Here is a 14,374-nt window from a genome sequence, read left to right on the forward strand (position 1 = left end):
TAAAATACACCACTTAGCCTTGCTGATACTTGTTATATCAGTAGGTTCCAAGAAAAAAGCACTTGGCAAATTAGACTAGTTTACTAACTAATTTTTTATTTATTTAAATATGCCTTAATTTAATGCTGAAAATTTACTACACATTTAATTGCATCATTAAAATAAAATATATTTTAATGATGCAATTATAATCTTATTTTTAAGAAGCTTTAAGTCCACGGCCTTTAAAGGTCCACAGCTATTAACCTCTTATAAAACTTACTAATATCTTTCAACAATAACAGCAGTTCCCATTCCACCACCTATACATAAAGTAGCTAATCCACGTTTTGAATCTCTTTTTTCCATTTCATATAATAGAGTAGTTAAAATTCTTGCTCCTGAACATCCAATTGGATGACCTAAAGCTATAGCACCACCATTTACGTTTACTTTATCCATATCAAATCCTAAATCTTTAGCTACAGCTAAACTTTGAGCTGCAAAAGCTTCATTTGCTTCTATTAAATCTAAATCTTCTATTTTTAAATTTGCTCTTTCTAAAGTCTTTTTAGTTGCATGGAATGGTCCATATCCCATTATGCTTGGATCTACACCACTAGAACCATAAGAAACTATTTTAGCTAAAGGTTTAATTCCTAATTCTTTTGCTTTTTCTTCACTCATAATAACTAAAGCAGCAGCACCATCATTTATTCCTGAAGCATTACCTGCTGTAACTGTTCCATCTTTTTTAAATGCTGGTCTTAATTTAGAAAGACTTTCTTTAGTAGTTCCAAATCTAGGGAATTCATCAGTATCAAATACTGTTTCACCTTTTCTGCTTTTGATAACTACTGGTACTATTTCATCTTTAAATCTTCCTTCTTTTATAGCTTTTTCTGCTTTTTGTTGTGATTTAGCTGAAAATTCATCCTGTGCTTCTCTTGTTATTCCCCATTGTTCTGCTATATTTTCAGCTGTAATTCCCATATGATAATTATTAAAAGCTTCCCATAAACCATCTTTTATCATTTCATCTACAACTTTTCCATCACCCATTCTATGTCCCCATCTTGCTTTTTGTAAAAGATAAGGTGCTGTAGACATACTTTCTGTACCACCTGCTACTACTATGTCGTCGTCTCCTAATTTTATTAGTTGAGTTGCTAAACTTACTGATCTAAGGCCTGATCCACAAACTTTATTAATTGTAAAGCTTGGTACTTCTATTGGTATTCCTGCTTTTACAGCAGCTTGTCTTGTTGAGTTTTGACCAAGTCCTGCTTGAAGTACATTTCCCATTATAACTTCATCAACTTTTTCAGGTGCTACATTAGCTCTCTTTAAAGCTTCTTTTATAACTAAAGTTTCCAATTCTATAGCTGAAACATTTTTTAATGCTCCCCCAAACTTTCCTACTGGTGTTCTAACTGCACTAGCGATAACAACATTTTTCATTTTCAATACCTCCAAGATTAATTATTTTATTATGTTAAAACCTTTTCCCTATTTTCATTCTTAGTAATTATCTTTTATAATCATAAAATCCTTTTCCAGTTTTTCTTCCAAGCATTTTTCCTCTAACCATCTTTGTTAGTAATGGATGAGGTCTATATTTTGAATCTCCAAATTCAGAGTATAATACATTCATTATTGCTAAACATACATCATTACCAATTAAATCAGCTAAAGCTAAAGGTCCCATAGGATGATTAGCTCCTAATTTCATAGCTGTATCAATATCTTCTGCACTAGCAATTCCTTCTGCATATATGCCTATAGCTTCATTTATCATAGGTATAAGCATTCTATTAACTATAAATCCTGGTGCTTCTTCTACTTCTACTGGTTGTTTACCAAGTTCTTTTGCCATTTCAATTACAGCATTTTTAGTTTCTTCTGAAGTTGCTATTCCTTTTATAACTTCTACTAATTTCATTACAGGTACTGGATTAAAGAAATGCATTCCTATTACTTTATCTGGTCTGTTTGTACTACTTGCAATTTCTGTTATTGATAAAGAAGATGTATTAGTTGTTAATATAGCTTCTGGTTTACAAATCTTATCTAGCTGACCAAATATATCTTTTTTTATTTCTATATTTTCTAGAGATGCTTCAACTATAAAATCAGCATCTTTAGCTAAATTCATATCTGTGGTAACAGTTATTCTGCTAAGGATTTCATCTTTTTGATCTTCTGTAATTTTGCCTTTTTTAACTTGTTTTTCAAAGCTTTTTACTATTTTGTCCATTCCTTTGCCAACAAATCTTTTTAAAATAACTTCATGTCCAGCTTTTGCAAAAGTTTGAACAATGCCAGTTCCCATTGTTCCTCCACCTAATATAAATACTTTCATATTTATGCCTCCTTGAAATTTAATATTTATTAATAAAGTTTGGCTTCCTTTTTTCTAAAAAAGCTTCCATCCCTTCTTTTTGGTCTTTAGTTGCAAAACATAAGCCAAATATATCTTTTTCAATTGCCATTCCTGTTTCAATATCTGTTTCTATTCCTCTATTTATAGCTGTCTTTGCATATCTAACAGCACCTTGAGGTTTACAAGCTATTTTCTCCCCTAACTTTAATGCTTCTTCTAATAAATTTTCTTTAGGTACTACTTTATTAACAAGTCCTATTTTTAGGGCTTCATCAGCCTTTATAATATCTGTTGTAAGTATTAGTTCTTTTGCTTTACCTAATCCTACTAAGCGTGAAAGTCTTTGTGTTCCTCCAAATCCTGGAGTTATTCCTAATCCTACTTCTGGTTGACCAAATTTAGCTCTTTCTGAAGCTATTCTTATATCACAACACATTGCTAATTCACATCCGCCACCTAAAGCAAATCCATTTACAGCTGCTATAGTTGGTTTTTCCATTTTCTCTATTCTTCTAAATAATCCTCCACCTAAATCTCCAAAGATTCTTCCTTCTCTAGGTGTTTTATCTTTCATCTCTGAAATATCAGCTCCAGCTACAAAAGCTTTACCTTTTCCTGTTATTATAACTACATAAACATCTTCATCATTTTCTATATTATCTAAAATTGTATTAAATTCTCTTAACACTTGAGTGTTTAAAGCATTAAGTACAGATTCTCTATTTAAACTCAAAATAGCAATATGATTTTTTTTCTCTATTAAAATATTTTCACTATCCACTTAAGCAACCCCCTCACTTTTATATAAAGCAACTTCTATGCCAACATTTAAAATATGATTTTTTTTCACAAATAAAAGCTATTATTTTAACAATAATAGCTTGTTTATAGGATTATCTTGATAAAAATTTATTTATCTATTTTTCACTTTTTATATTTGAAATTGTATATATAATATACATTAATTTAAATTTATTATTAAAATTACAGTTGAAACCCTTTATGTAGCAAATATAGATAAAATTATGTCTATATTTTATACATGTTTATTCTTTTTACACATGCTATGCAATTTTATAACAAAAAAATAAAACATATTTATAAATTAACTCTATAAATATGTTTAAAAAATAACTAACTTTATATTATATTAATTTTAGATAAGCCCACCTAAAACTTTTTTGTCCCACTTATCTTTATTAATATATTCCCTATTAAAATAAAAAATCCTCTATAATATATCAAATTAAGCCTATGAAAATAAATAAGGAATGAAATTGTACTTTAAAAAAATACTTAGAATAAATAAACTATTCTAAGTTATTTTAAAACCATTATATTAAAGATGCATCTAGCATCACTTCTTCATCATAAAATGCTAAAACTATTCTATCTATAGTTTCTTTCGTATTTGGAACACTAAAGCTTTTATTTTTGTAACTCCATTTGTTACCTTGTATTTTTTTTATTCTTCTTATTCTGTCTTCTGTATAATTAAAACTAACATACAGCCTATCATCATCATCTTTCTCTTTACTAATAAGTATTGGCATTTTCTTCTCTCCTAATAAAAATTTTAATTTATATTATTATCATTTTACAAAACTTTCTTTACTTTATCAATGATATAATTAGACCATTTCAAAGATTCTTCCTTTAAAAGTTAAAGACTATTATATATTTATACAATACTTTATACTATATCTTCTTTTTTCATATTTATATATGAAAATATTATATGTATATATTATATAATTTTTGTTTATAATACTTCTTATTTATTAAAGAAAACTTCAAAAACAAATTCTTAAAATAATGATAAATAATTTAGAAATTCTAACTTTTACAATTAAGCTATATTTTCTTACAAAAAAATAAAGCTATTAACTAGTAAAATTAATAGCTTTATTTATATGAAAATAAATAACAAATTAAAATATTCTATATGAAAAATTTAAGTACAAATAATATGCCTACTATAAAAGTAGTTAAACTTACATCTTTACCTTTTCCTGATACAACTTTTATAACGATATATGATACTATACCAAATACTATTCCATCAGATATACTATAAGATAAAGGCATCATTATTATTGTAAGAAAAGCTGGTATTGCTTCTGTAAAATTCTCTAATTCTATATCTTTTATTGGAGATATCATAAATAATCCAACTAGTACTAGTGAAGGTGCTGTTGCAGGTGATGGTATCATTATAAATAATGGTGATAAAAATAATGCAATAAAAAACATCATCGCTGTAGATACTGCAGTTAGCCCTGTTCTTCCGCCTTCTGCAACTCCTGAAGCACTTTCTACAAAAGTACTTACAGTACTAGTTCCTAAACAAGCACCTATTGTAGTTCCTATAGAATCTGAAAACAAGGCTTGTTTAGCTCTTGGAACATTACCTTTTTCATCTAACATATTAGCTTTAGTAGCTACACCAACTAATGTACCTACAGTATCAAACATGTCCATAAATAATAATGTAAATAACGCAATTGCCATATTAGGCGTAAATATACTTTTCCACTCAAATTTTAAAAATATAGGACTTATTGAAGGAGGCATACTAAATAAACTACTTGGCATCTTTGTTATCCCCATAGGTATTCCTATTAAAGTTGTAACAACTATTCCTATAAGTAGTGATCCTCTAACATTTTTAGCTAATAAAATTCCAGTTATAAGTATTCCTATAATAGCTAATAATCCATCTCCACTTGTAACATTTCCTAAAGCTAAAATAGTACCTCCATCTTTTGGATGAAGCACTATATGTGCATTATCTAATCCTATGAATGCTATTAAAAGTCCTATACCTACTGATATAGATTTTTTTATATTATTAGGTATAGAATTAACTATAGCCTCACGAACATTAAATATAGTCAGTAAAATAAATATAATACCTTCTAAAAATACAGCAGTTAAAGCAAACTGCCATGAATATCCCATTTGTTTTACTATGGTAAAAGCGAAAAAAGCATTTAATCCCATTCCTGGAGCTTGAGCAAATGGCAACTTAGCATATAATCCCATAAGTAATGTAGCAATAACTGCAGATAGGGCTGTTGCTGTAAAAACCGCTCCAAAATTCATTCCTGTTTGAGACAATATACTTGGATTAACTACTAATATATATGCCATAGTCATAAAAGTAGTTATACCTGCTAAAATTTCTGTTTTAACATTTGTGTTATTTTCTTTTAATTTGAAAAAATGTTCCATAATTCTCCACCTTCTGTTCTTTTTTGACACCAATAAATATTATCAAATACAAACATTAAAGTCAATGAGATTTACGAACATTTTTCCCCATATATACATTATATTTTGTAATATAACTAAATATTATAATACATTACACTTTTTTATATCTTTATTCTTTTTCTTATACTGAACTAATATTACTGAAGCAATTATAAGTACCATTCCTAGTATCTGTAATATTTCTAGATACTCTTTAAAAAATATCAATCCTAAAATAGCAGCTACTATAGGTTCTACACTTGATACTATACTAACTGTACTAGAATCTATGTATTGAAGCGCTTTCATAAAACATCCGTTCGGTATAACCGTTGCTATAAAGCCTATTCCTAACACAAAAATCACAGATTTTATACTAGTTATTTTACCTAATAATAAAAATGGTGGTTTAAACATCCATAAGAATATAGCCGCAAATAAAAAGGAATATAATAATGTGGTTTTATAAGAGCCTCTCTTTACTGCAACTTTACCTAAAACATTTTGTAGAGCTACTGTAAAGCCTGATACTACTCCCCATATGATACCTGGTAAATTTACTTTAAATGATGCAGGATCATATCCTTTTACTATTAAAAAACATCCACCTACAGCTAAAAATAATGCTATAACCTTTTGAACTGTAAACTTATCTTTAAAAATAAAATATGACATTATCATTACCATTATAGGATTAGTAAATAATAGTACCGATGCTGTAGCAATGCTTGTATATTCTATAGCATAAGTAAAAGCTACAAACATACCATCTAAAGCTACTAACCCATAAATCATGTAAAATAATAAACTTTTTATATCTGTTTTAAAGGCGCTTCTATCTTTTATTAAATTAATTATTAAATAAAAGATAACTGCAACTGACGGCCTTAAAGCAGCTATTTCAATAGAATCAAACCCTAATATGTTTAACTCTCTAGTTAATACTCCCATCATACCCCAAGAAGTTCCTGCTAAAAGTACAAGGGCATAACCTTCTTTTATTTTTTTGTCTTCCAAAATATCAACCTCCCTAAGCATATGAATATATAATATAACGTTATCATATAAAATTCAATAGATTTTACGAAAAAATGTAAGGGCTTTCACATTTTTTTAAAATACTACTCTTTTTATACAAAGTAGTATTTTAAAATTGCATTTATATGTACAATTTTCCTTCTATTCTTCTATCATATTGTGTCCATGTTCCTTCTTTACCATTTTTCTTTACTTGATGTATCTTATTCATGTTTGCATCCACATAATCTGCATAATGGACTATAAATGCTTCTTCTGTATTAGGTTTTCTAGGGGACCCATATTCTATTTTACCATGATGTTGAACCAAGCATCCTTTTATTCTTTGTTTAAACTCTTCTGAATAAGTATCAAGGCTAAAAGCTTTCTCAAGCATACTTACTCCTATAACTATATGACTTTCCATTTCTCCTCTTAGTGTATAAGTAAAAGGACCTTTTGTGGATAACTCTTCTATTTTACCTATATCATGAAGTTTTGCAGCTAAAATAGCAATTTCTTTATTTTTACAATCATATCTATAACTTAAAATTTTAGCTAAATACATTACATTCAAAGTATGTTCTGCCAGTCCTCCTATATAGTTATGGTGTTGACTTATTCCCCCAATACCTTTTTTGAATTCAGCTAAAAATTCTTCATTTTTAAAAAAATAATCATTAAGCTTTATACAATCTTTACTTTTAAATTCTTCTTTAGATATTTTTTTTATTTCATCCATTATTTCTTCTATAGGCCTATCTATAGTTGGAAGATAATCTTCTATTTTAAATTCTTCTATTCTTTTAAAATTCTGTACTTCTGTAATATTATTAAATGTACTTTTAAAATGTATAACATCTCCTAAATTAATTGTATCCTCCTTATCTATAACAGAACATTTAAAATCTCCTGTTTTATCTCCAATATACATAATATTTTTATTTTTTTCTCTTCTCAATTTTTTAAATACCATAAAACTAGAGTTTATCTTTTCACCATATTTCATATCCTCAACATAAGTTTTTTTCATATTTACATCTCCTTGATATAAAATCTCTTAAAAACATTTTGTTATTAATAAAATATTTTTACTTTATCTAAAGTTTTAAAAATTTTTATCTTTAATACTTTTATTTACTATTTATAGAATTTATCTATTCTTAAATTTAATAGTTGTAAGATAAAAAAATAAAGGTAATAAATTACCTTTATAATATATTACTTTTTTTCTCTTGGCTTATCTTTGCCAAGTTTTTTTGATTCATTTGAATATCCTATTTCATTAGATGTTTCCATTTTCATTTCAGCTAATTCTTTTTTTGTCTTTTGTCCTGCTTTTTTATTATTTTTACTATTTTTATTATTCTTATGTGACATATAAGTATCCTCCATAAATCCTGTATTATATATAACTTATTGTCCCCATTTATGAAAAATATATTTATATGTAGATTTATAAAAGATATTATATAGATATTTTTTTATTTACAAAAGATAAATTACTTATAAAATATAAACTACTTAGTTTTTTTTAAAATTCTATGTATAAAATATATTGATATTAGTATTCCTACTATACTTATAAGCTGAGCAACTCTTATACTTCCTAAATATAAACTGTCTGTTCTTAGTCCTTCTATAAAAAATCTTCCAAAAGAATATAATCCTATATAGGACATAAAAACTATTCCTCTTTCATTAACTTTTTTCAATAAATAAACTAAAAATATACATATTAATATATTCCAAATAGATTCATATAAAAATGTTGGATGATAATATGTACCATCTATAAACATACCCTTTTGTACAAATTTAGGAAACTTACTTATAAACTCAAAGGATACTGGTCCTCCATGAGCTTCTCCGTTAAAAAAGTTTCCCCATCTTCCTATTGCCTGGCCTAATATTATAGAGGGAGCTGCAATGTCTGCATATTCTAAAAAACTTTCTTTTTTATGTCTTACATATAAATACACTGCTAAAACACCAAAAATTATTCCTCCATGAATAGCTAATCCACCTAGCCTTATATTAAATATATTAATTAAATTATTTCTATAACTATCAAACTCAAAAATAACATAGTATAATCTTGCTCCTATAACTGCTGAAGGAAATGCTACTAAGAAAATATTAGTAAATTCATCAAAACTAGTTTTCCTTACCTTACAATTGTACATAGCTAATAATAATGCTAATACTGCCCCTATAGAAATTATTACACCATACCATCTAATTTCAAAACTTCCTACATGAAATGCTACTGGATTCATTATATCCCACCTTTATGTTTATTTAATATTTAATCTAGTTACTACTCCTACTAACTCATTATAAACCACTCACTAAAAATTATTACTTATTTTATATTAAAATTCAATGAATATTTATATAAGGCATATTAAAATAAAAAAGCATATACTTTATTTAAGCATACACTTTATTAAAATTAAAAAACTATTATTTTTTTTCATAAAAACATATATTAGCTTCTATTTTTTCTCTTTCTAAATTTAAAACAACATAAGAAAACCATCTTTCTTTTAATTTTCTCATAGGGGATCCTGGATTTATAATTAAAATTTTGTTTTTTGTTTTTACAATAGGTTGATGACTATGTCCAAATATTATTATATCTACTTTATCATTTTTAAAAGTTTCATAAGCTCTATCCATAGTATTTTTACCTTTACCATGTCCATGAAAGAGTCCAATCCTATAACCACATAATTTAATTATTTCCTTTTCTTTTAAATTTTTTTTTATTTCATTTCTATCGTTATTTCCCCATACTCCAATAAATTTTTTACTTCTTTTTAATTTTTCAACTACTTTAAAAGAAGTAAAATCTCCTAAATGTATTATCATATCTACGTTTTTTAAAGATTTATCTATAAATTTATCAAGTTTATGAGTATTTTTATCTATATGAGTATCAGATATTACTCCTATTTTAATAAGTATCACCACCTAAATTCTTCTATTGTTTACTTCCACAATTGCTACAATACATAGCATCTGAATCTAATTCTTCTCCACAATTTTTACATAATTTTTTATTCTTATTTTTACTTATTCCCTTTTTTAAATATATTATATCTTTTTTTAACTTTTCTATTTGTTTACAATGCTTAACATAATAATCACTAACCTTTTCATTATTTTTATAATCTTTATATAATCTTCTACCTATTTTCTCATATAAATCTTCTACTTCTCTTTCTAAGGAGCTGACTTTAGCTGATGACTTAGATATTTCTAAAAGATTCTGAGATTTATCTACTAAATTATTTCCACCTTTTTGAATAGAATCTTTTACTTTATCAATAGTATATTTTATATCCATATTCATACCTCCTTTAATATATGGTATGAATATACCAATATTAATGTACAAAATTATTCATATTAAATAAACTTTTCTTATACTATATAATAAACAATTTATTTTATGGAGGGTTTTATGAAAAAGTTCCCTTTAAATATAGCTCATAGAGGTGCTAGTACCTCTGCTCCTGAAAACACTATGCCTGCTTTTGAAAGGGCTATTAAAGATCACTGTGATTGTATAGAACTAGATGTTCATTTAAGTCATGATAACATTCCAGTAGTAATACATGATGAAACTTTAAACAGAACTACTAATGGCTATGGTAGAGTTAGTGATTTTACTGTATGTGAATTGAAAAAATTAGATGCTGGAAAATATTTTTCTAAAGAATTTATAAATACTAAAATCCCTACTTTAGAAGAAGTTTTTAAATTAGTAGTTAAATATAATACTTCATTAGACATAGAAATAAAACAAAGCACTGGTGACATAGAAAAAAAAGTTATAGATCTTATTTTTAAATATAATTACGAAAATAAAGTTATAATAACATCTTTTAATCCAAAATCATTAGTAACAACAAAAAAATTATGTCCTAATATAGAAACCGGTCTTCTATTTTTCCTATTACAAAGAGATCCTATTGATTCAGCAAAAAAAATAAATGCTAATGCTCTATGTGCCAATTTTAATTTTGTAAATACACTAAATAAAGAATATATAAAAAAAATATCCGATAATAATTTAAAATTATTCACTTTTACTGTTAATAAAAAAAGTGATATGGTACATATGATTAAAAAAAATGTAGATGGTATAATCACTAATAACCCTTATGAACTTTATAAATTAAAAACTAATCCTTTTAAAAGATTATTTTATTCTCTTAATTTTAAAAAATGATAAAAGAAATTCCTAAAACTACAAATACGAAATCCTAAATTAAATAAGTAAGAGTTAAAATTATAATTTTAACTCTTACTTATTAACCTTATAATTAACATATAATTAAAAACACATACAAAATAAAATCCACATCTTTAACTTATTATTTATTTTCATATTCCTTATATATTACAAAATAATATGATTTATTGTTTTATAATTTAAACTTATTTATTATGTTATCTAAATCTATAGTAACATTTTTAAGTTTTTCTGCTGTTTCAGATACATTTTCCATAGAACTTGTTTGTTCTTGAACTGAAGCTGAAACTTCTTCTGTAGAAGCTGCTGATTCTTCTGCTATAACTGATATCCCTTGGATTGATTGTAAAACTTTTTCTTTATCTTTATATACTTTTTTAATATTATTTGCTAAATGGTTGATTTGATCTACTATATTATTTACAGAAGATGTTATTTCATTAAATGCGTTACTTGAATCTAACATAGCACTATCAACTTCACAAACAACTTTTTTAGATAAATCCATATTCTCTTTAGTCTTCTCTATTTCTGCTCGTATATTATTTACGATATCTTCTATCTCTTTAGTTGACTTTGTAGTTTGTTCTGCCAATTTTCTTATTTCATCTGCTACAACGGAGAACCCTTTGCCTGCCTCTCCAGCTCTTGCGGCTTCAATAGCCGCATTTAAAGCTAACAGGTTAGTCTGCTCTGCTATTGATTTTATAGAGCTTACAATCTCTCCTACAGCACCTGATTTATTTGCTAAAGTATTTATGTTATCTCCTAAACTATTATTAATTTTATTATTATTTTTAAATTTTTCTATAGTTTTTTCCATAGAAATTATACTATCTTTACTTATATCTTTTGTTTCTAATGCTATCTCTTTAACTTTATCTGCCCCATCATTTGTAACTTTAATCTCATCTGCTAAACTTTTTAATTTTTCCGATCCATTTTGAGCATCTGCTGCCTGGTCCATAGATCCTTTAGCAAGCTCATCAACTGTTGTTGCTACCGCTTCTATAGATTCTGTCATTTCACTAGTAGTACCATCTACCTCTTTTGAATAATTTAAAACATTTAAAGAGCTTGTTTTTAGTTCTTCTACTATAAATTTCAATTCTTCTCTAAGACTTATTACAGCTTCACCTATAACTCCTATTTCATCTTTATATTTTTTAAACTCTTCTCTTTCTTTGTTATCACTTAAATCTAATTTTTTTATCTTTTTCACTAAATCAGTAACTTTTAAAATTGGTGTTGATATTTTATTAGCTAAATACAAAGATAATATTATTGATACTACTAAAACTGCTATTATGACCCATATAAAGGTTACCATCATATTACTTAGTGGCTTTTTAAATTCTTTAAGTGACACCGCAAATCCTACTGACCAATCAGAAGAAGGTATTTTAGTCCTAGTAAATACTTTATTTTCCTTATCATAGTCTTTTAAAATTTTTATCTCTTTATCTTTTGAATTTATAGAATTTATATCCTTTAATCTTCCATCTAAAACTTTCTCTATATTGCAATAATTTTCTTCTTTAGGTTTAAAATCTTTATTTTTATGAACTAATATATTATTACTACTATCTAACAAAAAACCATAACTATTTTTTACCGGTGTGGCATCTTTAACTAATTTAGTTAAATAATCTAATACTACATCCATTCCTATTACTCCTATTGTTTTTCCTGAACGTTTTACAGGCTTTGCAATAGTTATAACCATTTTATTAAATTTTTTATCTATATAAGGAGATGAATATATTACTTTATCCTTTTCTATAGCTTCTTTATACCAGCTTCTATCTCTACAATCATAATCTTTAGTAGGTATCCAACCATTCCCTGATATAAATTTTTTATCTTCAAATCCTATATACATTCCTATTATATCCTTATTTTCTTTTAATTGATTTTTAAAATATGTATATACATATTTAGTATCATATTTATTATTATACTGAAGATCTACTGCCATAGAATCTATTACCTTAGATTTTGAAACCATCCACCCATCTATAATTGATCCATATTTTTCTGAAGCAACACTTATATTATTAGAACATTCTTTCATAACTGTTTTATAAAAAAAATAATAACTTACAGAAGAACAAATAGTTATAATCAATATACTTAATAAAGAAATCATAACTACTATCCTTGATTTTATACTCTTCATTCTCTCCCCCTCTTTCAAAATATTTATAAAATAATAACATTAATTAATTATTCGTTATATAATTGCAAAAATTAATATTTTTTCTTTTATTGTAACTTTTTTGAATTTAGAATAGAAAAAAGTCATTTGTATTTCAAAATGACTTTTTATTTTCCAATATTCTATTTTATTTTCAAAGAGAAGGAAATCATAAATTACTTAACTTCACTTACTTTTAATTTACTAAAAAATATATAATTTCTAAATAATAAAAAGCAGCTACTTAATTTAAGTAACTGCTTCTTTATCCTATATTTCATCTTATTTAAAATATCTGTTTAATAATCCTTTAAATGCTGAACCATGTCTTGCTTCATCTTTACACATTTCATGTACTGTATCATGTATAGCATCGTAATTTAATTTTTTAGCTAAAGTAGCTAGATCTTTTTTACCTTGGCAAGCACCATGTTCTGCATCTACTCTCATTTGTAAGTTCTTTTCTGTACTATCTGTAACAACCTCTCCAAGTAATTCTGCAAATTTAGCAGCATGTTCTGCTTCTTCAAAAGCTATTCTTTTATAAGCTTCAGCTACTTCTGGGAATCCTTCTCTATCAGCTTGACGACTCATTGCTAAATACATCCCAACTTCTGTACATTCTCCTGTAAAGTTAGCTCTTAATCCTTCTATAACTTCTGGATCAACATCCTTTGCTATACCTATTTTATGTTCATCTGCCCAAACCATTTCTATATCTGATTTTTCTGTAAATTTATCGCTTCCTACTCCACACTGAGGACATCTTTCTGGTGCCTCATTTCCTTCATGAATATAACCACATACTGTACATACAAATTTTTTCATATTTAATTCCTCCAATTTAATTTTTTATTTATATTAATCATTTTATTTTCTCGTTGTTGACAATTATTATTATATAATAACTATTATATTTTATCAAGACCTTTTTTAAAATTTTTTATGATTTTAAGTATTTTTTTTATTTATATATAATTCCTTTTAAATAGTTAGAATCCTCTAAAAATTCTAACTATTTAATACAATCTTAATAAAGTTAATAAAAACATCAAAATTCATCACAACTACCTCCTTATTGGAATACTATATAGTTATATATAATATATACTGGGGGGTCTTTATATGAATAACTCAGAACCTTTTGAAATAACTGAAGATGTAATAGAAGAATGTCTCTCTGAGTGTTTAGATAAATAATGATTATAATCTTATACCTGTATAAATATTTATCGTATATTTACGTAAGATTCATTACAAAAATATAAGTGTAGATTTG

The 14,374-nt window shown here is 26.1% G+C and carries 14 protein-coding genes; 1 reads left to right on the top strand and 13 read right to left on the bottom strand.

Going from position 1 to position 14,374, the window contains the following annotated elements; all coding sequences use genetic code 11:
* Window positions 1–261: 261 nt before the first annotated feature.
* The 11 genes from ABDZ71_RS19385 to ABDZ71_RS19435 all read right to left on the bottom strand — a co-directional run bounded on the left by ABDZ71_RS19385 (window position 262) and on the right by ABDZ71_RS19435 (window position 9,986).
* On the bottom strand, window positions 262–1,440 hold the full coding sequence (locus ABDZ71_RS19385) for an acetyl-CoA C-acetyltransferase (RefSeq protein ID WP_343764474.1): 1,179 nt from the start codon (window positions 1,438–1,440) through the stop codon (window positions 262–264).
* Window positions 1,441–1,507: 67 nt separating this feature from the next.
* Window positions 1,508–2,341 (bottom strand): 3-hydroxybutyryl-CoA dehydrogenase, encoded by an 834-nt coding sequence (locus ABDZ71_RS19390; RefSeq protein WP_343764476.1) that lies wholly within the window; start codon window positions 2,339–2,341, stop codon window positions 1,508–1,510.
* A 19-nt stretch (window positions 2,342–2,360) separates the two neighbouring features.
* On the bottom strand, window positions 2,361–3,143 hold the full coding sequence (locus ABDZ71_RS19395; RefSeq protein ID WP_343764478.1) for a short-chain-enoyl-CoA hydratase: 783 nt from the start codon (window positions 3,141–3,143) through the stop codon (window positions 2,361–2,363).
* A gap of 553 nt (window positions 3,144–3,696) precedes the next feature.
* Window positions 3,697–3,915: a hypothetical protein gene (locus ABDZ71_RS19400; protein ID WP_343764480.1), complete on the bottom strand. Its 219-nt coding sequence runs from the start codon at window positions 3,913–3,915 to the stop codon at window positions 3,697–3,699.
* Between the two features lie 388 nt (window positions 3,916–4,303).
* Window positions 4,304–5,596, bottom strand: coding sequence for an NCS2 family permease (locus ABDZ71_RS19405; RefSeq protein ID WP_343764482.1), 1,293 nt, complete (start codon window positions 5,594–5,596; stop codon window positions 4,304–4,306).
* Window positions 5,597–5,719: 123 nt separating this feature from the next.
* Window positions 5,720–6,634 (bottom strand): DMT family transporter, encoded by a 915-nt coding sequence (locus ABDZ71_RS19410; RefSeq protein WP_343764484.1) that lies wholly within the window; start codon window positions 6,632–6,634, stop codon window positions 5,720–5,722.
* Between the two features lie 142 nt (window positions 6,635–6,776).
* Window positions 6,777–7,667 (bottom strand): HD domain-containing protein, encoded by an 891-nt coding sequence (locus ABDZ71_RS19415; protein WP_343764486.1) that lies wholly within the window; start codon window positions 7,665–7,667, stop codon window positions 6,777–6,779.
* Between the two features lie 188 nt (window positions 7,668–7,855).
* Entirely contained in the window at window positions 7,856–8,014 is a 159-nt protein-coding gene (locus ABDZ71_RS19420) for a small, acid-soluble spore protein, alpha/beta type (RefSeq protein ID WP_343764488.1), read from the bottom strand.
* Window positions 8,015–8,154: 140 nt separating this feature from the next.
* Window positions 8,155–8,913, bottom strand: coding sequence for a prolipoprotein diacylglyceryl transferase (lgt, locus tag ABDZ71_RS19425; protein WP_343764490.1), 759 nt, complete (start codon window positions 8,911–8,913; stop codon window positions 8,155–8,157).
* Window positions 8,914–9,100: 187 nt separating this feature from the next.
* The gene (locus ABDZ71_RS19430; RefSeq protein WP_425544731.1) at window positions 9,101–9,607 is read right to left on the bottom strand and encodes a metallophosphoesterase family protein; all 507 of its coding nucleotides are present in this window, start codon (window positions 9,605–9,607) and stop codon (window positions 9,101–9,103) included.
* Between the two features lie 13 nt (window positions 9,608–9,620).
* Window positions 9,621–9,986, bottom strand: coding sequence for a zinc-ribbon domain-containing protein (locus ABDZ71_RS19435; protein ID WP_343764492.1), 366 nt, complete (start codon window positions 9,984–9,986; stop codon window positions 9,621–9,623).
* A gap of 117 nt (window positions 9,987–10,103) precedes the next feature.
* On the opposite strand from ABDZ71_RS19435, the gene ABDZ71_RS19440 reads away from it, so the two are divergent.
* A complete protein-coding gene (locus ABDZ71_RS19440) occupies window positions 10,104–10,874 on the top strand; it encodes a glycerophosphodiester phosphodiesterase (protein WP_343764494.1) in 771 nt (256 codons plus the stop codon).
* A 196-nt stretch (window positions 10,875–11,070) separates the two neighbouring features.
* On the opposite strand, the gene ABDZ71_RS19445 is transcribed toward ABDZ71_RS19440, so the two are convergent.
* Window positions 11,071–13,077: a methyl-accepting chemotaxis protein gene (locus tag ABDZ71_RS19445; RefSeq protein WP_343764496.1), complete on the bottom strand. Its 2,007-nt coding sequence runs from the start codon at window positions 13,075–13,077 to the stop codon at window positions 11,071–11,073.
* 300 nt (window positions 13,078–13,377) lie between these two features.
* Entirely contained in the window at window positions 13,378–13,923 is a 546-nt protein-coding gene (locus tag ABDZ71_RS19450) for an NADH peroxidase (protein WP_343764498.1), read from the bottom strand.
* Window positions 13,924–14,374 lie beyond the last annotated feature (451 nt).

It is taken from the genome of Clostridium oceanicum (assembly GCF_039521385.1).
In the GTDB taxonomy this organism is placed as follows: domain Bacteria; phylum Bacillota; class Clostridia; order Clostridiales; family Clostridiaceae; genus Clostridium_F; species Clostridium_F oceanicum.

What these genes read in the sequence shown, in the direction of transcription:
- ABDZ71_RS19440 (WP_343764494.1), top strand. Translation starts at nt 10,104, where the DNA reads ATGAAAAAGTTCCCTTTAAATATAGCTCATAGAGGTGCTAGTACCTCT.
- ABDZ71_RS19450 (WP_343764498.1), bottom strand. Translation starts at nt 13,923, where the DNA reads ATGAAAAAATTTGTATGTACAGTATGTGGTTATATTCATGAAGGAAAT.
- ABDZ71_RS19390 (WP_343764476.1), bottom strand. Translation starts at nt 2,341, where the DNA reads ATGAAAGTATTTATATTAGGTGGAGGAACAATGGGAACTGGCATTGTT.
- ABDZ71_RS19445 (WP_343764496.1), bottom strand. Translation starts at nt 13,077, where the DNA reads ATGAAGAGTATAAAATCAAGGATAGTAGTTATGATTTCTTTATTAAGT.
- ABDZ71_RS19415 (WP_343764486.1), bottom strand. Translation starts at nt 7,667, where the DNA reads ATGAAAAAAACTTATGTTGAGGATATGAAATATGGTGAAAAGATAAAC.
- ABDZ71_RS19385 (WP_343764474.1), bottom strand. Translation starts at nt 1,440, where the DNA reads ATGAAAAATGTTGTTATCGCTAGTGCAGTTAGAACACCAGTAGGAAAG.
- ABDZ71_RS19405 (WP_343764482.1), bottom strand. Translation starts at nt 5,596, where the DNA reads ATGGAACATTTTTTCAAATTAAAAGAAAATAACACAAATGTTAAAACA.
- ABDZ71_RS19435 (WP_343764492.1), bottom strand. Translation starts at nt 9,986, where the DNA reads ATGGATATAAAATATACTATTGATAAAGTAAAAGATTCTATTCAAAAA.
- ABDZ71_RS19400 (WP_343764480.1), bottom strand. Translation starts at nt 3,915, where the DNA reads ATGCCAATACTTATTAGTAAAGAGAAAGATGATGATGATAGGCTGTAT.
- lgt (WP_343764490.1), bottom strand. Translation starts at nt 8,913, where the DNA reads ATGAATCCAGTAGCATTTCATGTAGGAAGTTTTGAAATTAGATGGTAT.
- ABDZ71_RS19420 (WP_343764488.1), bottom strand. Translation starts at nt 8,014, where the DNA reads ATGTCACATAAGAATAATAAAAATAGTAAAAATAATAAAAAAGCAGGA.